Genomic DNA, 19,219 nt, shown 5'->3' with positions numbered 1-19,219 from the left:
TTGGCATGGTTGTAAGCCGGCATGTGGGCACCGCGGGCGGAAGCGAAAGAAGTGGCTAAAGTAGCTAAAGCGGCGAAAGTAAGCATGGTTTTTTTCATGATAATTGTCCTCATGGTGTATTTTTATTTAAGTTTGATAGTTAGGAAAAGTTTTAAACTGCTGTTTGCTCTGTTGATGTGCGTATTGTATGAAATGCCTAAAAATTGATAAATACCGATTTTATTTAACATTCGTTTCCTAATAGGAAATTTTAACTTAATATGGGCAAACAATATACGACAACTACCCACCATATGTAGGGGTGGATTGCATATCCACCCGCTGTTTGGGATTACACTACCGATAAATACAGCCGCAATTGTATGGCTTCGGCATGTGTGACAAAGGGTTATATAGTCGAATAGACAAATATGGGCGAATATATCATCCGTCCCTACAAAAAAGGCCGTCTGAAATGTTTCAGACGGCTTTTTATGATATTTATTCAATATATTGAATAATATTATTTTTTCTTGCGTTGTGGCGGCAAGTCGGTACATACGCCTAATGCCACTTCGGCGCTCATACCAATGCTTTCACCCAAGGTCGGGTGCGGGTGGATGGTTTTGCCGATGTCTTCGGCATCGCAACCCATTTCAATTGCCAAGCAGACTTCGCCGATCATATCGCCGGCATGAGTACCGACGATACCGCCGCCGATAATATGGCCGGTTTCGGCGTCAAAAATCAACTTGGTGAAACCTTCGTCACGTCCGTTGGCAATGGCGCGGCCGCTGGCTGCCCAAGGGAATACCGATTTGGTGATTTTGATACCGTCGCGTTTGGCGATTTCTTCGGTAACGCCTACCCATGCTACTTCAGGGTCGGTATAAGCCACACCCGGAATCACGCGGGCATCAAAGTAGGCTTTGTGTCCGGCGCAGTTTTCGGCGGCAACGTGTCCTTCGTGTACGGCTTTGTGTGCCAACATCGGTTGGCCGACCACATCACCGATGGCATAAATATGCGGCACATTGGTACGTTGTTGTTTATCCACTTCGATAAAGCCGCGTTCGGTTACGGCAACACCTGCTTTGTCGGCACCGCATAGTTTACCGTTCGGCGCACGGCCTGCGGCAACCAATACCAAATCGTAACGTTGTGGCTCTGCGGGGGCTTTTTTGCCTTCGAAAGTCACATAAATACCGTCTTCTTTGGCTTCAACGGCAACAGTTTTGGTTTCGGTCATAATATTGTCAAAGCGGTGGGCGTTCATTTTTTCCCACACTTTAACCAAGTCGCGATCTGCGCCTTGCATCAGGCCGTCCAGCATTTCCACAACATCTAAGCGGGCGCCTAAAGTGCTGTATACCGTACCCATTTCCAAACCGATAATACCGCCGCCGATAATTAGCATTTTTTCCGGAACTTTGCTGAGTTCAAGCGCGCCGGTACTGTCGACAATGCGGGGATCTTCAGGAATAAACGGCAGATTTACCACGCGGCTGCCGACTGCGATAATCGCATTTTTGAAGGCAACGGTTTTTTTAGCACCGGTTTCGGCGGCGTGCTCGTATTGTGAAGACTCGGTTAGCGCTACTTCGATATGGTTGGCGGAAACAAATTCGCCTCGACCTTGAATCACATCCACTTTACGGGCTTTGGCCATGCCGGCTAAGCCGCCGGTTAATTTGCCGATCACTTTTTCTTTGTAAGTGCGCAGCATGTCGATATCGATTTCCGGAGCGGGGTATTTGATACCGTTGGCAGCAAGATGTTTCACTTCGTCAATCACGGCGGCATTGTGCAACAGTGCTTTAGAAGGAATACAGCCCACGTTCAGGCAAACGCCGCCTAAGGTGTTGTATTGCTCGATAATGGCTGTTTTCAAGCCTTCGTCGGCTGCGGCAAAAGCAGCGGAATAACCGCCGGGGCCGCCACCCAATACAACCACATCGTATTCTGCATCGGCAGAACCTGAGAATTGCGCCGCTTGCGGAGCGGGTGCGGCGGCTGCCGGAGCAGCTTCCTGTTTCGGTGCGGCTGCCGGCTCTTCGGCTTTGGGCGCTTCTGCTGCGGCACCTTCGGCTTCGATAACCGCAATCACACCGCCTTCTGAAATTTTATCGCCCACTTTAACTTTAACTTCTTTTACCACACCGGCTGCTTCTGCGGGCACATCCATAGTGGCTTTGTCGGTTTCCAAAGTAATCAGGGTATCTTCAACGGCAACAGTGTCGCCGGCTTTGATTTCGACGGCAATAATGTCTACATTTTCATGACCGCCGATATCGGGAACTTTGAGTTCAATCAAGCTCATTGTCAAACCTTTCTCTCAAGCAGCTAAGCTGCTCTGCTTATTGTGTATTTTCAGACGGCCTTGATTATCAGGCCGTCTGAAAAGCCTTACAGTATTACGCGGCGGAAGTCTTTCAACAGGTTCGCCAGATAAACGGTAAAGCGCATACCTGCGGCACCGTCGATAACGCGGTGGTCGAACGACAGACTCAACGGACACATCAGGCGCGGGTCGAAAGAAGAACCGTTCCAAACAGGTTTCATTTGTGATTTGCACACGCCCAAAATGGCTACTTCCGGTGCGTTCACAATCGGCGTGAAGCTGGTGCCGCCGATACCACCGAGGCTGGAAATGGTAAAGCATGCGCCTTGCATTTCTTGCGGTTTGAGTTTGCCTTCGCGGGCTTTTTTGCTCAACTCGGTCAGTTCTTGCGAAATTTCTTTCAAGCCTTTTTTATCGACATCTTTAATCACCGGTACAACCAAGCCGTTAGGCGTGTCGGCAGCAAAACCGATGTTGTAGTATTTTTTCAGAATCAAATTGTCGCCGTCGAGCGAAGAGTTAAATTCCGGGAAGGCTTTCAATGCGGAAACAGAGGCTTTGATAATGAATGCCAGCGGCGACAATTTCAAACCTTCGCGTTCCCACTCTTTATTCAGCTGTTTGCGGAATGTTTCCAAGTCGGTCATGTCGGCTTCTTCGTTCACGGTAACATGAGGAATCATGACCCAGTTGCGAGACAGGTTTTGACCGGAAATTTTCTTAATACGGGAAAGCTCTTTAACTTCGATTTCACCGAATTTGCTGAAATCGATTTTCGGCCATGGCAACAGATCCAAACCACCGCCAAGAGAAGCGGCAGCAGGTGCGCCTTTACCGGCACCACCCTGCATAGCAGCTTTCACAAAGGCTTTAATGTCTTCACCGACAATACGGCCTTTCGCGCCGGTACCTTTTACCAAGCTCAGATCAACACCCAATTCACGCGCTAATTTGCGGGCGGAAGGGCCGGCATGGGCTTTGGCAAATGCCGCTTCGTTTACAGGCGTGTTACCGAATGCGGCAACAGGTGCGCTTTCGGTTTTAGCAGGTGCAGCGGCTGGGGCAGCAGCAGGTGCTTCGGTTTTAGGTGCAGATTCTGCTTTGGGGGCTTCTTGTTGGGCAGGTGCAGGGGCTGCGGCACCACCGGCTGTTTCCACTTCGATAATTTGCGTACCTTGGGATACTTTGTCGCCCACTTTGATATAAACCGCTTTCACCACACCGGCAGCCGTGCTGGGTACGTCCATAGTGGCTTTATCGGTTTCCAAAGTAATCAGGGTGTCGTCTAAAGCAACGGTATCGCCTTCTTTGATTTCTACGGCAATCACATCAACACCTTCGTGGCCGCCGATATCCGGTACTTCCACTTTAACAGTGGCACCGCCTGCGGCGGGCGCAGCGGCAGCAGGTGCGGGTTCGGCTGCTTTTTCAGCAGGTGCGGCAGCTTCGGCAGGCGCAGCGGAAGCTCCGGCTCCGTCGGCTTCAACCAATACGATAACGCTGCCTTCTGAAACTTTGTCGCCCACATTCACTTTAACTTCTTTTACCACGCCGGCGGCATCGGCCGGAACATCCATAGTGGCTTTATCGGTTTCCAAGGTAATCAGGGTATCGTCAACGGCGATGGTATCGCCGGCTTTGACTTCTACGGCAATCACATCTACGTTTTCGTGACCACCGATATCGGGTACTTTGATTTCTACAATGCTCATTGAGTTATTCCTTTTATGAGACAGTTCATTTTGAAAATACGGTTACAGGCCGTCTGAAATGTTTAATGGCCCGAGCTTAATTTGAGAACAACCACGCCTGAAATAATCAGCATAGCGCCTAACCATCGGCTAAACGTGGCGGCATCTCCGTAAAACAATATGCCTACAATAAATGCGCCAGCAGCACCGATTCCCGTCCATACTGCATAAGCCGTACCCATTGGTATGCTTTTTTGTGCCAGATACAGACAAAAACCACTCATTGCCATACATACAATAGCCATTGTGATACCCGGCCATCGAACGCTTCCGGTTTGTGCGAGTTTCAAACCGATAGGCCAACCTATTTCTAAGAGTCCGGCGGTTATCAGGTAAATCCAATTTAATGTCATGGCATTTGCGCTTTATTTTCGGCTGATTGCTTTATTGCTCGGTAGGCCGTCTGAAAACCATATTTTGATTTCAGACGGCCTGTTGGCTCAATTAACGTTTCCAGCTCGGCGCGGTATCGGTTTTAATGCCGTATTTTTCAATAGCTTGTTGTACAACCACTTTTTCAATCTTGCCTTGGTTGGCTAGTGCGCTCAGTGCGGCAACGGCAACATGACGTCTGTCGATTTCAAAGAAGTCGCGCAGGTTGGCACGCGAATCGCTGCGACCGAAACCGTCGGTACCCAAAACATGGTATTCGTTCGGTACATAAGCATGGATACGGTCGGCGAAGTTGCGTACATAGTCGGTAGAAGCAATTACAGGGCCTTCGTGACCTTGCAATTGTTGGGCAACAAACGGTACTTTACCGGCTTCCATCGGATGTAGGCGGTTGTAGCGGTCAACTTCAACGGCATCGCGGTATAACAGGTTGAATGAAGGTACAGACCAAATATCTGCTTCCACACCGAAGTCGGCTTTCAGCATGTCGGCAGCTTTAATCACTTCGTTCAAGATAACGCCAGAGCCCATCAGTTGTACTTTCTTATCGCTTTGTGCACCTTCGCGGAACAAATACATACCTTTCAGAATTTCTTCTTCGATGCCTTCGCGTTGCGGCATGGCAGGGTGGGCATAGTTTTCGTTCATCACGGTTAAGTAGTAGAACACATCTTCTTGTTCTACATACATGCGGCGCAAACCGTCTTGGATAATCACGGCCAATTCATATTGATAGGTCGGATCGTAAGACAAGCAGTTCGGAATTAAATCGGCTTGAACATGGCTGTGGCCATCTTCGTGTTGTAAACCTTCACCGTTGAGGGTTGTACGTCCGGCAGTACCGCCCAACAGGAAGCCGCGGGCGTGCATATCGCCGGCTGCCCAAGCCAAGTCGCCAACGCGTTGGAAACCGAACATTGAGTAGTAAATATAGAACGGAATCATTGCATAACGGTTGTTGGCATAGCTGGTGGCTGCAGCAATCCAGTCGGCCATTGCACCCGGCTCGTTAATACCTTCTTGCAACATTTGACCGTCGATGGATTCTTTATAGAACATCAGTTGGTCTTTATCTTGCGGAGTATATTGTTGGCCTTTCGGGTTCCAAATGCCGTATTGACGGAACATACCTTCCATACCGAAAGTACGGCTTTCGTCAGGCACAATCGGCACAATGCGTTTGCCGATTTGTTTGTCTTTCATTAAGGTAGAAAGAATACGCACAAATGCCATTGTGGTAGAGAATTCGCGCTCACCGCTGGATTGAAGCTGTGCATCGAATGTTTCCAATGCGGGAATCGGCAAGGCTTCGGTGTTCGGGTTGCGTTGCGGTAGGTAACCGCCCAATGCGTTGCGGCGGTCGCGCAGATATTTCATTTCTTCGCTGTCTTCAGGGAAGCGGTAGTAAGGCAGGTCGCCGCTTTCGATTTGCTCGTCGCTTACGGGGATGCCGAAACGGGTACGGAATTTTTTCAGTGATTCCACGTCCATTTTTTTGGCTTGGTGGGCAACGTTTTGGCCTTCGCCTGAAGAGCCCATGCCGTAGCCTTTAATGGTTTTGGCCAGAATCACGGTAGGACGGCCGTCGGGATTGTTTACGGCTTCGTAGTAGGCCGCATACACTTTGTGCGGGTCGTGACCGCCGCGGTTCAATGCCCAAATTTCATCGTCGGACATATTGGCAACCATGGCTTTTAATTCGGGGGTGTTGAAGAAGTGTTCGCGCACATAGGCACCGTCTTTTGATTTGTAAGTTTGGTAGTCGCCATCCAAACATTCGGCCATACGGGCTTTCAAGGCATTGTCGGTATCGCGTGCCAACAGGGCATCCCAACGGCTGCCCCAAATCACTTTCAATACGTTCCAACCGGCACCGCGGAAGTTGCCTTCCAATTCTTGAATAATTTTGCCGTTACCGCGTACCGGGCCGTCCAAACGTTGCAGGTTACAGTTGATCACAAAAATCAGATTGTCCAAACCTTCGCGGGCAGCCAGTGAAATAGCGCCTTGGCTTTCCGGTTCGTCCATTTCGCCGTCGCCGCAGAATACCCATACTTTACGGCCTTTGGTTTTGCTCAAACCGCGTGATTCCAGATATTTCAGGAAGCGGGCTTGATAAATCGCCATCAGCGGGCCCAAACCCATAGATACGGTTGGGAATTGCCAGAAATCAGGCATCAGATGGGGGTGAGGGTAAGAAGATAAACCGCCACCGTTTACTTCTTGGCGGAAATTGTCGAGTTGTTGTTCGGAAAGACGTCCTTCTACGAAAGCACGCGCATAAATACCGGGAGCAGAGTGGCCTTGCATAAAGATCATATCGCCTTCTTCGCCGTCGCCTTTGGCTTTCCAGAAGTGATTAAAACCGATGTCATATAAGGTGGCAGCAGATTGGAAAGAGGCGATGTGTCCGCCCAGTTCGAGGTTTTTTTTGCCGGCACGCAGCACCATAGCTGCTGCATTCCAGCGGATAATCGAACGGATACGGTGTTCTAATTCGTGGTTGCCGGGTGATTTTTGTTCTTTTCCTACAGGAATGGTGTTCAGGTAGGCGGTGGTGGCATCAAACGGCATATGAACACCACGACGGCGAGTATATTTCACCAGTTGTTCCAATAGATAGTGCGCCCGGGTTTCGCCTTCGGTTTCCAATACGGAGCTTAATGCGTCCAACCATTCCTGGGTTTCAATCGGATCAACGTCTTGAATTTGTTGGGTCGACATATTTATTCCTTCTGTTGAGTATTTGCGAATCAGCCTTTCAGACGGCTTATTCATTTTCGTTTATGAAACTTATCGGGCAATAGAGTGAGATTGCTGGCCCGACAACATGATTACAACACTTAATTTCTTAAGATTCAAAGCATTAATAAAAGTATGTATACACGCATATTTTTTGGGGGTTTTAACGGCCTGAAAATATACCCGCATATACTTTTGTCAGAATGAAATCGTATCAGTAAAACAGATTGCTGGCAAATGATATGCTATATGCTTTCTTTAAGATTTTTATATATTTCCAACATTGTTTTTTTCGATATTGAACATAATTTTTGAATATTAATAGAATTGTTTTCTTTTTTTGTTTTAATTAAAACAAAATTGAAAATAATAAGAAATGTAAAATTATTTCAGACGGCTTTGTTTATGCGAATATCAATTCAGTTTGGATTTGAAAAAATGCCGCATACATCGGTACATAATGTTTTATCAGATTTTATTTGGCAGATTTTCGTTTTGCTGGTTTGGCGGATTGATTTTCTTTTACCGCAACGTGGTCGGATAGGTTGTGTTGTAAAAAAATTTGTAAAGGTTGGGGGAGACCATATTTTTCTAAGTCTTCAGGTGCAACCCAGAGGCCGTCTGAAACGGTTTGCGGTAGGGCGGTGGTTTCCGGCGTTGCCGAAAAAGGAGTAATCAGTAATAGACGGTGGGTAAGGCGGTGGGTGATGGCCGAAGATTCTTCAAGATTGTCGGGGGAGATTGAAAATAACGATGCATAGCGGTAAAGATCGTTTAGGTGCTCAAAACACGGTACGCAGTATAAACCGCCCCAAATGCCTTTTTGCGGGCGTTTTTCCAGCCATAGTGCGCCGTTTTGATGGCGGATAAGCAGCCAGTAAAGCGGCAGTGTTTTAACTTCGGGTGCGGATTTTTTACGCGGCAGTTCTGCAATACGGTCTTGGGCTTTGGCTTCGCAAATATCAGCCATTGGGCATTGATTGCATAAAGGTTTACTGCGTTTGCATACGGTGGCGCCGAGATCCATTAAACCTTGCGTATAGGCAGGCATTTGTTCGTTTTTTTGTGGCAGCAGGCTTTCTGCCAATGTCCACAAGCTGTTTTCAAATTTTTTATCGGCAGGGTTGCCGTCGCGTGCGAAAACACGGCAAAGGACACGCTTAACATTACCGTCAAGTATGGTTTCCCGTTGTTGGAAAGCAAAGGCGGCAATGGCGGCGGCCGTGCTTCTGCCAACCCCGCATAATTTTTCCAGTTCGCTGCGGCTTTGCGGAAAATCGCCGCTGAATTCATCTATGATTTGTTTGGCCGCTTTATGCAGATTGCGCGCGCGGCTGTAGTAGCCCAAGCCTGCCCACAAATTCAATACATCGTCTTGTTCGGCTTCGGCAAGGCTGGCAACGGTCGGAAAACGGGCGATAAAACGCGGATAATAATCCAACACGGTGGCTACTTGGGTTTGCTGCAACATGATTTCGGAAAGCCAAACATTATAAGGCTGCCCGACCTGCCAAGGCAGATGGTGACGGCCATGTTGTTTCTGCCATGTGATGAGGCGTTCGGCAAAGCTTAGGGTGGTCATAGAGATTGGTGTTCGGTAGTTTGGCAGATGCCGTCTGAAAATGGATTTCAGACGGCATCGGTATATTTTGAAATAAGGTTTGATTGAGGAGCGGGGTTTACATGGTAAACGTGGCGCGGTCGCTGCGTATATTGTTGCCCAACTCGGCTTCAATCAGGTTTTTGGTTTGGATACAGATTTCATCGTCGCTAAATGCCAAGCCTACGCCTTTGGGGCGTTGTGCGGAAGTGCGGGCGGGGTTTATCCAAACTACTTGGGTGCGTAGGAATTTTTTACCGGGATGGTTGGTGAGTTCCAATGCCAGTAAAACTTCATCGCCCAACGAAAAAGAGTCGTCGGTAGGCACAAAAAGGCCGCCGTGTTCGAGAAACGGCATATAGCTGTTATAAAGTGCGATTTTTTCTTTCAACTGCAAGGCCATCATTTTGCCGGGCAGGTGGTCTTTTGCATTGTTCATAGATGTTTCCCTTTTTATTTGTTTTGCCAAAATTGAAGATATTCTGTGAGTAAGGCTTCGAGCTGCATTTTAACACTGAGGGTGTGGTATCCGTAAGGGCTTAAACGGTTCAGACGGCCTGTAAGGGTAAATAGCGATGCCGGTGTGGTTTTTGCGCCCGTTTGCATCAATGCTGCCGCATGTTCTGGGTAGTAGAGTGGCGGTAGTTGCTGTTGCGCCAAGCCTACATCAAGCAGCCATTTATGGATCCAATCAAGAAAAACGGCTAGCGGTTGTTTGTATTTATCGAATTCGGCGGCGTAATCAAGCATTGCCAATAAACGGGGTGTGGCCAGTAAGTCGAGCAGTTTTTCGCGTAATGCATCCAAATCGGGTTCGGGTTCGAAAAGCGGGGCGCCGCCGTGAAAAGCCAATAATGGTCGGGCATTTTCTATTTGATGCTGTTCCAGATATTCAAGCGCCTGTTGGTATGAAGGGGGCGGTAATACCATTTGGCGGCAGCGGCTTTTAATGGTCGGCAATAGTTTGTCGCGGGCATGGGTAACCAGTAAAAAGATAACGTTTTCAGGCGGCTCTTCCAAGGCTTTCAAAATGCCGTTGGCCGCCTGAAGGTTCATACTTTCTGCCGGATGAATCAAAACAATACGGCGGCCGCCGCGCACGGAAGTTAAATGGATATTATCGACCACATCGCGTACGGCATCGATTTTAATCTGTAGCAGTTTGCGGCCGACAGCTTCGCCTTCGGGGATTTCCGGTGTTAATTCGTAAAAATCGGGATGGCTGTTTTGCTCAAACAAATGGCATGATGGGCAGGTGCCGCAAGGATTTCCGTTGGCATCGGGCTGTTCGCACAATAATGCCTGAGCGGTATATCGTGCGAATGCCGTTTTGCCGGTGTTTTCTTTGCCGGTAAACAGCCAGGCATTAGGCAGGTTTTGCCGGTGGGCGGCGATTTGCTGCCATTGGTTTTGATGCCACGGATAAATCATGGGAACGAAGCCTGCTGATGAAAATGTTTATTATACCTGCGGCAGATAAAAATGTTGTGCTGCCAGTCGGTTTTATAAAATTGAATAGGGGGTTTAAACGAATATTTCTATGTTTTTTTGCCGTAAACATACCATTGCCGCCTTACGGCATAAGGCTGATTCTGTTAGAATTATAAACCAATTAATCGAACATTTTTCAGACGGCCTGAAGGAATAATTCTTCAAGGCCGTCTGAATCCTATTGATAAAACACACTGCTAAAAGATATGAATAAACAAAAACCTGAAGTAACGCCGATTGAACGGCCCGAATTGATTCCGCCCGGCGGCCAAAAGAAAGTGCTGCTGCATTCATGCTGCGCCCCCTGTTCGGGTGAAGTGATGGAAGCAATGTTGGCCAGCGGTATTGATTTCACGATTTATTTTTATAACCCCAATATCCATCCGAAAAAAGAATATGAAATCCGCAAAAATGAAAATATCGCTTTTGCGGAAAAACACGGTATTCCTTTTATTGATGCCGATTATGATGTGGACAATTGGTTCGAACGCGCCAAAGGTATGGAAATGGATCCGGAGCGCGGCCGCCGTTGTACCATGTGTTTCGATATGCGCTTTGAGCGTACCGCACTGTATGCCTATGAACACGGCTTTCCCGTGATAACCAGTTCGCTTGGCATTTCACGCTGGAAAAATATGAATCAAATCAATGATTGCGGTGTGCGTGCGGCAGAAAAATATCCCGGTCTGACTTATTGGGAATACAATTGGCGCAAAGGTGGCGGCAGTGCGCGTATGATTGAAATCAGCAAACGCGAGCATTTCTATCAGCAAGAATATTGCGGTTGTGCTTATTCGTTACGCGATAGCAACCATCACCGTAAATCACAAGGTCGTCCGCCGATCAAAATCGGGGTGAAATATTATGGTGATGAAGAGACCAAATAATATTTAATGGTCATTTGGTTTTTAGTTAACTGATAAAAAAGCCGTCTGAAATGTTTCAGACGGCTTTTTGTTTTATGTGCCGATTATAAAAACTTAATCAACAGTTAATACCACTTTCATCGCGCCGTTTTCAGCAGCATGTTTGAATACATCGTATGCTTTTTCCAATTCGCCGAATTTGAAATGGTGGGTCAGCATTTTGGTGTAGTCGACGGAGCTGGTTGAAATGGCTTTCATCAGCATTTCGGTAGTATTGGTATTGACCAAACCGGTGGTAATGGTTAGGTTTTTAATCCATAGTTTTTCCAGTTTGAAGTCAACGGGTTTACCGTGAACGCCGACCACAGCCAAGTTACCGCCGGGTTTAACAATGTCTTGGCACATATTCCAAGTAGCGGGAAGGCCGACTGCTTCAATGGCGGTATCCACACCGTCTTTGCCGACAATATCGGTTACCATTTTGGTAACATCGCCGGAAGCTGGGTTGATTGTGTGGGTCGCGCCCAATTCTTTAGCCAGTTTCAGGCGGTTTTCGTCCATATCGCACATAATCAACACGGAAGGGCTGTAAAGTTGTGCGGTTAACAAGGCGGACATACCGACAGGGCCGGCACCGGCGATAAATACGGTGTCACCGGGTTTTACGTCGCCGTATTGAACACCGATTTCGTGCGCGGTAGGCAATGCATCACTCAGCAATAGGGCAATTTCTTCGTTTACATTGCTAGGAAGCGGAATCAGGCTGTTGTCGGCAAACGGGGTGCGGACATATTCGGCCTGAGTGCCGTCAATCATATAGCCTAAAATCCAGCCGCCGCCATTGCTACAGTGTGAATAAAGTTGAACTTTACAATTGTCACAAGTACAGCATTTGCTTACGCATGAGATGATAACTTTATCGCCTTTTTTAATGTTTTTCACACCGCTGCCGACTTCTTCGACAATACCGATACCTTCGTGGCCTAAAATGCGTCCCGGTGTGATTTCAGGGTTTTTGCCTTTCCAAATACCTAAATCGGTGCCGCAGATGGTTGTTTTTACAATTTTCACGACGGCATCGGTCGGATCAATAATTTGCGGCTTGGGTTTTTCTTCAAAACGGATGTCACCTTCGCCATAATAAGTCATTGCTTTCATTTTACTGTCCTTTCAGGATAGTTGGATAATTTGCTTACAATCTTTTTATAGAACAAATGCTCTCTAAAGTCAATTTATTAATTATTTCAATATGTTATGGTATAACATTATTTTTTATCTACTATTATTTTAAATACAAAAGCATTAAATTATTTTGATTTGAAACAATATGAATCGTAACACTTGAATTTATCGATTGAATTTTATTAGGGGGTGTTAAATTCACTTTTTTGGAAGTGAGTGAAAAGGGTGTGCAACGGATGTTTTGTATATGAAATACTCACAAAATAAACCATTTTATTACGAGATTTTGCAAATTAAGCGGCGGTAAAGCAGTAGTAAATATGACGCAATAAAAAGCCGATAATCGGCCATGATAATGTGGGATAAAAAACCGCCCGTATAGGGCGGTTTAAACATTTTGTGGCTTGATTTGACTACTATTGCCGGCTCAATGACGTTGAGGATCATTCGGGCGCAGTTGTACCGCCAGTTTGTCGAGAATGCCGTTTACAAACTTATGGCCGTCGGTGCCGCCGAATGTTTTGGTCACTTCGATGGCTTCGTTAATAATCACCGGGTAAGGTGTTTCGGGCATAGCAGATAGTTCGTGGCATGCCATCAATAAAACAGCGCGTTCAATCGGGCTGAGATCGTTTTCATCACGGTCGAGCAGCGGGCGGATAAGCTGGATATATTCTTTTTGATTGGCATGCGTGCCGAAAAAGAGCGTGGTAAACAGTTCGTCATCGGCTTTTTTGAAGTCGCTGCTTTCACGGATGTTTTTGGCAATTTCGGCGACAGGAGCCTGAGTCAGTGCGGATTGATACAGTGCCTGCACGGTAAATTCGCGAGCGCGGCGGCGGGGTGTTTTCATGGGCGGTTCCTTGCCTTTCTTTTTTCAGACGGCCTGATACTGATATATAAGCCGTCTGAACCGATTACTCTTGGTCGTCTTCTTCAAATACTTCTAACTGCTCTTCTAACAGCAGGTTAACCAAGTTGGCACATTCTACGGCGACAATGGCAGCATCGCTGGCTTTTTCTTCAATACGAACATGCGCCTGTTCGTCGTTTTCAGTGGTTAGAATGGCGTTGGCAATCGGAATATTGAAGTCTAAGCCGACACGGGTTACGCCGGCACCGGATTCGTTGGAAACCAGCTCGAAATGGTAGGTTTCGCCGCGGATAACCGCACCAATAGCGATAAGGGCATCGTATTGTTGGGAAGATGCCATATTTTGCAAAATCAGCGGCACTTCCAGCGCACCGGGCACGGTGGCAACAGTGATGTCATCGGTATTCACGCCTAATGCGATTAGTTTTTCAGTACAGACTTTCAACATAGCGCTGCCGATTTCGTTGCTGAAACGGGCTTGTACAATACCGATGCGTAGTCCGGCACCATTATGTTCGGGTTGGATAGTATTCATAAGATTGCTTTCATGATTAAGGTTGATTTTATGTGTATTTCAAATACAAAAATGAATAGGGGAAATATGGTTATTATTTGCCCTTTGGTTTTTTATTCTTGCGGCTGCCAATCGTCTACCGGTTCGAATTCGCCTTCTTCGTTTAATTCCCAAGCATGGCCGGGTGGCGATTGAAGTAAAGGGATGATTGCCGGATTGTGTTCGGTGATTTCATTGATCGGATACAGGGCAAAATTACTGGTATTCACTGTATATTCGTCAGTTTCGTCACCTTGAAAAAAACGCCAGCCGCTATCGTTTTCAAATTGGGCTTCTTCACGATACATAAAGCCTACGGGCGCACCTTCTTCGGTAACGGTTTTGGCGGCAATACAGATGCCGAGCGCGGAAGATAAAGCATTAGCAAAAGCGTTCATTTTTCAGATGGCCCATAAAAAATATCGGAAAGCGCAGATTTTACACGATTCGGCTTGTTTACGCATGATGCTTTTGCGGGCGTAGCGAACCGAGATAGATGGCAGATAAAGTTAACGCCACGCCACACCACTGCCAGCCGTTAATCGGCTTATCAAGCAGGAAATAATCAATCAGCAGAGCGGCAACGGGTTCGCTTAATAACAATAAACCGGTTACCGATAAGGAAAGCAGGGGGATGGCATAAGCAATCAGCCCCCATGCGAAACACTGCATCACGGCGCCGTAAATCAAAATCAAGGCGGCATCATGAAAGGTAGTCGGGTAAAGCGCATCGCCATTAAACAGAAACGCAGGCAACCACAATACCGCCATACCGCCCAAGCTGACCATCAACATCATCGGCAATAAAGAAACGGCTTGAACCTGATGGGTTTTGCGGACAAAAATCATTGATAAGGCCAACATCGAGCCGGAAACAATCCCGCTGGCAAACCCCCAGCCGGCTTGGGTATTGTGGTTAAACTCAGGGCTGGCAATCAGCATAATCCCGAAAATGGCCATTAATAAGCTGAATAATTGCAGCTTGGAAGGGCGTTCGCCGAAAAAGAAAAAACCGGCGGCGGTAAGAAAAAATATTTGTAAGCTGTTGAGCAGCGTGGAAATGCCGGGGCCGACAGCATAAATACTTTCATGCCACAAGCCCAAATCAATACCGAGAAAAGCACCGGAAAGGCAGGCAAATAAGAGCGCTTTTTTATTATGCGGCAGTTTTTGCCCGAAAAAACGACTTAACAACCAAAAAATAACGGCAGCTACGCACAAACGCCAGAAAGCCATCGCAAACGCTCCGACCGGAACGAATTTCACAATTAGGCTGCCCAATCCGAAGATAACGCAGCCGACAATCAGCATCGGGGCGGCAAGGCGGTTTGGTTCTGGCATAAGGGGCATAGGAAATGATAATGAAGGGAGCCGATTGTAAATCAGGCCGCCTGAAAAGAGAAGTTGATGATCTACATCAGAATCCTAACTTTAGGGATATAGAAACCCAAAAGAAATCGCTGAGCTTTACGAACTATGGGAAGCAGAACAAGTCCGCGTGAATGGTTTAATTTTAGAAAATTTTTGATAAATTTATCTTATTATGAAATACGAATTTAGACATTTTAATCAAACCAAAAAAGAAGTTGTTAGTAAAGAAGAAACGCTTGAAGTTTTAGAAGAAATTTTTTATCAAGGTTTTCCAAAAGAAAAAAGGAAAGAGTTATTTAAAGATTCCAATATTTTAGCTAAATATGCTTTTGAGAATTACACTACTTATTACCTGACTTTTTACAAGAAAGATAAGCCTTTTGTGAGTGTCAATTCGGGTGATGGGGCTTTTGATTTACTTTTTTTGGATACTGATAGTGAAGGAAATATGTTCGTTCCTTTGATAATGAGCTATTTTAGAGTAGATGCATTAAAATGGTTTGAAAAAAATATATACGAACCTCTACCTAACAATCAAGTATTTCTATATCAGATTGTTATATTTACAGATGATAAGTTTGAATCTACAAGGAAAGATTTGAAATTTATTAGTAAAAACAAAAATAGTCCAAAAAATAAACTCGTAATTACAGAAAGAAAATATTCAAAAAAAGATAACTCTCGAAAAAAGACAATAGAAGAAACAGCGGAAATTGATTTATCAAAAAATTATTTCAAAGCACCGCAATATTTTGATGATTACGAACATCTTTTTGATTATGAAAGTATATTGAATAAAATCAGTAAATTATGAAAAAATATATATATCAAGATTGGTTTATAGGGAAACGTAAAATGCAAAGTGAAGAAGATACACTTTGGTATTATTCCCATCTCTACAAACCTCGATACAATCCTAATTTTGGGGATATCGAAACCCAAAAGAAAGCCCATAAATTTTTAAAAACGTGTACGAGTAGCGAAGAATGGGCGAAATTTGCCTATGAACACGGATTGGAATTTTATGTATGTAAAATGAATGAGAATAGAGTGGAGTCCTATTTACACCACGATATTGTGAAAGATATTGTCATTTCTTTTTTAGACGAAGATAAAGATATCTATATGTACTATGTTTTCAGACCACAAGAAAACGGGAAATATTTCTTAATAGGCATAAAGTTTTGGGAATGGACGGAAAACAAAAAAACCGATAAGGATTATAAAAAAATATGGGCCTACACTTTTGAAACCAATGGCAATGTACAAGTTATAGAGTGGAAAAAGGGAGCGGAAGAAGAGTGTGTATGGACAAGCAAACGCCCGTTGAATGTAGAAAGCAATTGGGAAGAGCGTCCTGAATTTGGCGATTGGGAAAGCTTTTTCACACTAAAACGTTGGGAAAAAGGCGAATTAGACGAAGCGTTTAAAGACAAGGGAATGGATTTAGTTTTTAAGGATAAATAGATGATGAAAACTACTAAAACAAAACTTTTAAATACAGGAGAAAACATAACTTCTATTAGTGTTTTATGGGGAAACCGAAAGGAGTCAATCGCTGTTTTAACAGATAAAATGCTACAATCTTTGGTGTTTTTACGTGATAATTCAGAAAATATTTTTGAGGATTATTGCGAATTAGCTTTCAGTAAGAAAAAGGCAAATAATAAAATTTTACTTAATGAAACTACTATAAAAGAAATGATTTTAAAGCATTTTGATGAAGATTTAGGTGCATCTGTTTCTCTTTGGAATGGTAAAAAAGAGGATGAGTTAGCCGCCAACTTTTCTACAAGAATTGGAATGAGCAGAGGGAATGAAAAACTGAAAAATAATTTTGTAATCAATTTTCCTACCCAACACCAACTTTCTAATGAACAAATCCACAACATCATCGCTAAACTTTACGAACTATGGGAAGCAGAACAAGTCCGCATGAATGGTTTAATCTTAGAAAATTACGAGTAAATGGATAATAATATTACATATAAATTTGAAAAATTCGATGAGATTGAAAAAAAGATATTAGATGAAGAAGAAACTCTAAAGCATTTGTCTTTTTTTTATCAAGGTGTCCCAAAAGATAAGCGGAAAGCATTATATAAAGATATTGATACTTTAGCTAAATATGCTTTTGAGAATCACACTACTTACTATCTAACTTTTTACAAACAAGATAAGCCTTTTGTAAGTGTCAATTCGGGTGATGGTATTTTTGATTTATCGTTTTTAAGTTCTAATGAAGAGGGAAATATAGTCAGATTTTTAAAGATGAATTTTGTTAGAATAGATATGCAAAAGCTTTTTAAAGAAGGTATTTATGAACTACTACCTAATCATCAATCCTTTCTAAATCAAATTGTTATTTTCTCTAAAAATGAAACTGAATCAATCAGAAAAGAATTAGAATTTATTCCAAAAAATAAGAAAAACACGGAGGATAAACTGATTGTAATTGAACTTAGGCATTCAGAAAAAGATGGTTCTCGAAAAAAGACGGTAGAAGAAACGACGGAAATTGATTTGTCAAAAAATTATTTCAAAGCACCACAACATTTTTATGATTATGAACATCTTTTTGATTATGAAAGTATATTGAATCAAATAAGAAAATGATGAAATAGTGTGTTTAATTGATTGATTAATAAAATAAGTTTTTAATTAAAAATTTGAGGGTAAATAAATTATGAACTACTTAAGAGTATTACCTGAAATCGTTGTTGGCTTAGGTGATGATACTGAATATGACAACGATACCTCACCAAAAAAGAAGATAACTAAACTTCATTTAAATATTGAAGATTGGTTGGGCGACGATTTAATGTGGAATTTTCCTGAAACGATTGTAACGCTCAGGCTTAAAGACGGCCTTAAAAAAACACAATTTTCCGGATATTATTTTGATGAAATAAAAGTAACTAAAGACATTTATTTTGATTATAACTTTTCTAATACAAAACATGGTAAGCCTCTTCCTCCTTTTTATTGGATGAGAATTACCGGGAAAGAAGGAGTAGACGATTTTTTTGTAAAAGAAGGAGAGTTATATGTTTCAGAAAGAGCATTTCAATTTATTAAAGATAATTATGATATCCATCATTTAGAAATTGAACCTAAAGAAGATGAATTTGATGAGTTGATCAAAAATTTAATACAAAAAGATTTAGCTAAACAAAAATTTTAAAGCACCACAATATTTTTATGATTATGAATATCTTTTTGATTATGAAAGTATATTGAATAAAATAAGAAAATTATGAAATACCTAAGAGTGTTGTCTGAAATCATTGTTGGCTTAGGTGATGATGCTGAATACGACAACACCAAATCACCCCAAAAATAAGGTAACTAAACTTCATTTAAATATTGAAGATTGGACTGAACTTGACGTAATACTTCACTAAGGGAAGTATTACGAATAATAAAACTAACAAACAAATAAAGTTAAAAGATATGGAAGAAAAAATTGCTATTAACAAACAAATTGCTAAGTATCTGCACCCTATTTTAGGAATTAATCCTAATTTCAGAAGATATTGGGATGAGGATGAAAAGAACTATTTAGATATTCTTAATGTTGAAGATCCTATGGATGCATCTGTAAATTTTTGGGGAACAATTGGGGTTTCACATTTCCCGAATCCGATTGAACTAAAGGATGGTGGTACGAAAAATATTTCGGTTGAAATCCTAATGTCAGGCTTAAAAATTTACGATAATATACCTAATATATTGGCTACTTGTGGCTTTTATATCACCAAAAACAAATGGGAAGTACAGCCGGGGAGTGTCTTTATGCGAATGGTAGATATGTATTATTCTCAGTTGGAAATGAGCCACATAATGTTTGTAAGCCCTTTCCTTTGGGAGGATAAACTACAGCCACTTAAATTGGATTCTAAAACAGTACATTGGCTTTTAGCTATCCCAATTTCACAATCTGAATTAGATTATAGAAATAACAATGGTTTGGATGCATTAGAAAGTTTGTTGGAAGAGAAAAATGCAGATATTTTCGACCTAAATAGGAAATCTGTAATATAAAATAACAAATAATATGAGTTTAAAAGATATGA

Annotated in this window: 19 protein-coding genes; 7 read left to right on the top strand and 12 right to left on the bottom strand. The window is 43.6% G+C overall.

The genetic code is table 11. From position 1 onward, the window contains the following. Nucleotides 1-502 precede the first annotated feature (502 nt). The 7 genes from lpdA to NXS09_RS05935 all read right to left on the bottom strand — a co-directional run bounded on the left by lpdA (nt 503) and on the right by NXS09_RS05935 (nt 10,237). Complete coding sequence (lpdA, locus tag NXS09_RS05965) at nt 503-2,299, bottom strand: dihydrolipoyl dehydrogenase (protein ID WP_259291636.1); 1,797 nt, start codon at nt 2,297-2,299, stop codon at nt 503-505. 86 nt (nt 2,300-2,385) lie between these two features. Then, nucleotides 2,386-4,032: a dihydrolipoyllysine-residue acetyltransferase gene (gene aceF, locus NXS09_RS05960; protein WP_259291635.1), complete on the bottom strand. Its 1,647-nt coding sequence runs from the start codon at nt 4,030-4,032 to the stop codon at nt 2,386-2,388. A 62-nt stretch (nt 4,033-4,094) separates the two neighbouring features. After that, nucleotides 4,095-4,424: a DMT family transporter gene (locus NXS09_RS05955; protein WP_259291634.1), complete on the bottom strand. Its 330-nt coding sequence runs from the start codon at nt 4,422-4,424 to the stop codon at nt 4,095-4,097. A 91-nt stretch (nt 4,425-4,515) separates the two neighbouring features. Then, nucleotides 4,516-7,188 (bottom strand): pyruvate dehydrogenase (acetyl-transferring), homodimeric type, encoded by a 2,673-nt coding sequence (gene aceE / locus NXS09_RS05950; RefSeq protein WP_259291633.1) that lies wholly within the window; start codon nt 7,186-7,188, stop codon nt 4,516-4,518. Nucleotides 7,189-7,681: 493 nt separating this feature from the next. Continuing rightward, on the bottom strand, nt 7,682-8,788 hold the full coding sequence (mutY, locus tag NXS09_RS05945) for an A/G-specific adenine glycosylase (protein ID WP_259291632.1): 1,107 nt from the start codon (nt 8,786-8,788) through the stop codon (nt 7,682-7,684). Between the two features lie 97 nt (nt 8,789-8,885). Next, complete coding sequence (locus tag NXS09_RS05940) at nt 8,886-9,245, bottom strand: PilZ domain-containing protein (RefSeq protein ID WP_259291631.1); 360 nt, start codon at nt 9,243-9,245, stop codon at nt 8,886-8,888. A 14-nt stretch (nt 9,246-9,259) separates the two neighbouring features. Then, the gene (locus tag NXS09_RS05935; RefSeq protein WP_259291630.1) at nt 9,260-10,237 is read right to left on the bottom strand and encodes a DNA polymerase III subunit delta'; all 978 of its coding nucleotides are present in this window, start codon (nt 10,235-10,237) and stop codon (nt 9,260-9,262) included. A 266-nt stretch (nt 10,238-10,503) separates the two neighbouring features. On the opposite strand from NXS09_RS05935, the gene NXS09_RS05930 reads away from it, so the two are divergent. Beyond that, nucleotides 10,504-11,184, top strand: coding sequence for an epoxyqueuosine reductase QueH (locus tag NXS09_RS05930; protein WP_259291629.1), 681 nt, complete (start codon nt 10,504-10,506; stop codon nt 11,182-11,184). Between the two features lie 93 nt (nt 11,185-11,277). Here the strand turns inward: NXS09_RS05930 and NXS09_RS05925 are convergent, their stop codons facing one another. The 5 genes from NXS09_RS05925 to NXS09_RS05905 all read right to left on the bottom strand — a co-directional run bounded on the left by NXS09_RS05925 (nt 11,278) and on the right by NXS09_RS05905 (nt 15,113). Further along, complete coding sequence (locus NXS09_RS05925; RefSeq protein ID WP_259291628.1) at nt 11,278-12,321, bottom strand: zinc-dependent alcohol dehydrogenase family protein; 1,044 nt, start codon at nt 12,319-12,321, stop codon at nt 11,278-11,280. A 451-nt stretch (nt 12,322-12,772) separates the two neighbouring features. Beyond that, the gene (nusB, locus tag NXS09_RS05920) at nt 12,773-13,198 is read right to left on the bottom strand and encodes a transcription antitermination factor NusB (protein WP_259291627.1); all 426 of its coding nucleotides are present in this window, start codon (nt 13,196-13,198) and stop codon (nt 12,773-12,775) included. 64 nt (nt 13,199-13,262) lie between these two features. Beyond that, entirely contained in the window at nt 13,263-13,754 is a 492-nt protein-coding gene (ribH, locus tag NXS09_RS05915; RefSeq protein WP_259291626.1) for a 6,7-dimethyl-8-ribityllumazine synthase, read from the bottom strand. A gap of 92 nt (nt 13,755-13,846) precedes the next feature. After that, nucleotides 13,847-14,170: a DUF2185 domain-containing protein gene (locus NXS09_RS05910; RefSeq protein ID WP_259291625.1), complete on the bottom strand. Its 324-nt coding sequence runs from the start codon at nt 14,168-14,170 to the stop codon at nt 13,847-13,849. Between the two features lie 58 nt (nt 14,171-14,228). Continuing rightward, the gene (locus NXS09_RS05905; RefSeq protein ID WP_259291624.1) at nt 14,229-15,113 is read right to left on the bottom strand and encodes a DMT family transporter; all 885 of its coding nucleotides are present in this window, start codon (nt 15,111-15,113) and stop codon (nt 14,229-14,231) included. 202 nt (nt 15,114-15,315) lie between these two features. Between NXS09_RS05905 and NXS09_RS05900 the strand changes: the two genes are divergently transcribed. The 6 genes from NXS09_RS05900 to NXS09_RS05875 all read left to right on the top strand — a co-directional run bounded on the left by NXS09_RS05900 (nt 15,316) and on the right by NXS09_RS05875 (nt 19,187). Then, nucleotides 15,316-15,957 (top strand): hypothetical protein, encoded by a 642-nt coding sequence (locus NXS09_RS05900; protein WP_259291623.1) that lies wholly within the window; start codon nt 15,316-15,318, stop codon nt 15,955-15,957. Then, nucleotides 15,954-16,610 carry a hypothetical protein gene (locus tag NXS09_RS05895; RefSeq protein WP_259291622.1) on the top strand — a complete coding sequence of 219 codons (657 nt, stop codon included), beginning with the start codon at nt 15,954-15,956 and terminating at the stop codon, nt 16,608-16,610. Before NXS09_RS05900 ends, NXS09_RS05895 begins: the two co-directional genes overlap by 4 nt. Next, nucleotides 16,611-17,111 (top strand): hypothetical protein, encoded by a 501-nt coding sequence (locus NXS09_RS05890; RefSeq protein ID WP_259291621.1) that lies wholly within the window; start codon nt 16,611-16,613, stop codon nt 17,109-17,111. After that, nucleotides 17,112-17,759: a hypothetical protein gene (locus NXS09_RS05885; protein ID WP_259291620.1), complete on the top strand. Its 648-nt coding sequence runs from the start codon at nt 17,112-17,114 to the stop codon at nt 17,757-17,759. A gap of 70 nt (nt 17,760-17,829) precedes the next feature. Further along, a complete protein-coding gene (locus tag NXS09_RS05880) occupies nt 17,830-18,327 on the top strand; it encodes a hypothetical protein (RefSeq protein ID WP_259291619.1) in 498 nt (165 codons plus the stop codon). Nucleotides 18,328-18,596: 269 nt separating this feature from the next. Beyond that, the gene (locus NXS09_RS05875) at nt 18,597-19,187 is read left to right on the top strand and encodes a suppressor of fused domain protein (protein ID WP_259291618.1); all 591 of its coding nucleotides are present in this window, start codon (nt 18,597-18,599) and stop codon (nt 19,185-19,187) included. Nucleotides 19,188-19,219 lie beyond the last annotated feature (32 nt).

The sequence above is a fragment of the Neisseria montereyensis genome (assembly GCF_024834045.1).
GTDB lineage: Bacteria > Pseudomonadota > Gammaproteobacteria > Burkholderiales > Neisseriaceae > Neisseria > Neisseria montereyensis.
This window is presented reverse-complemented; position numbering and strand designations above follow the sequence as displayed.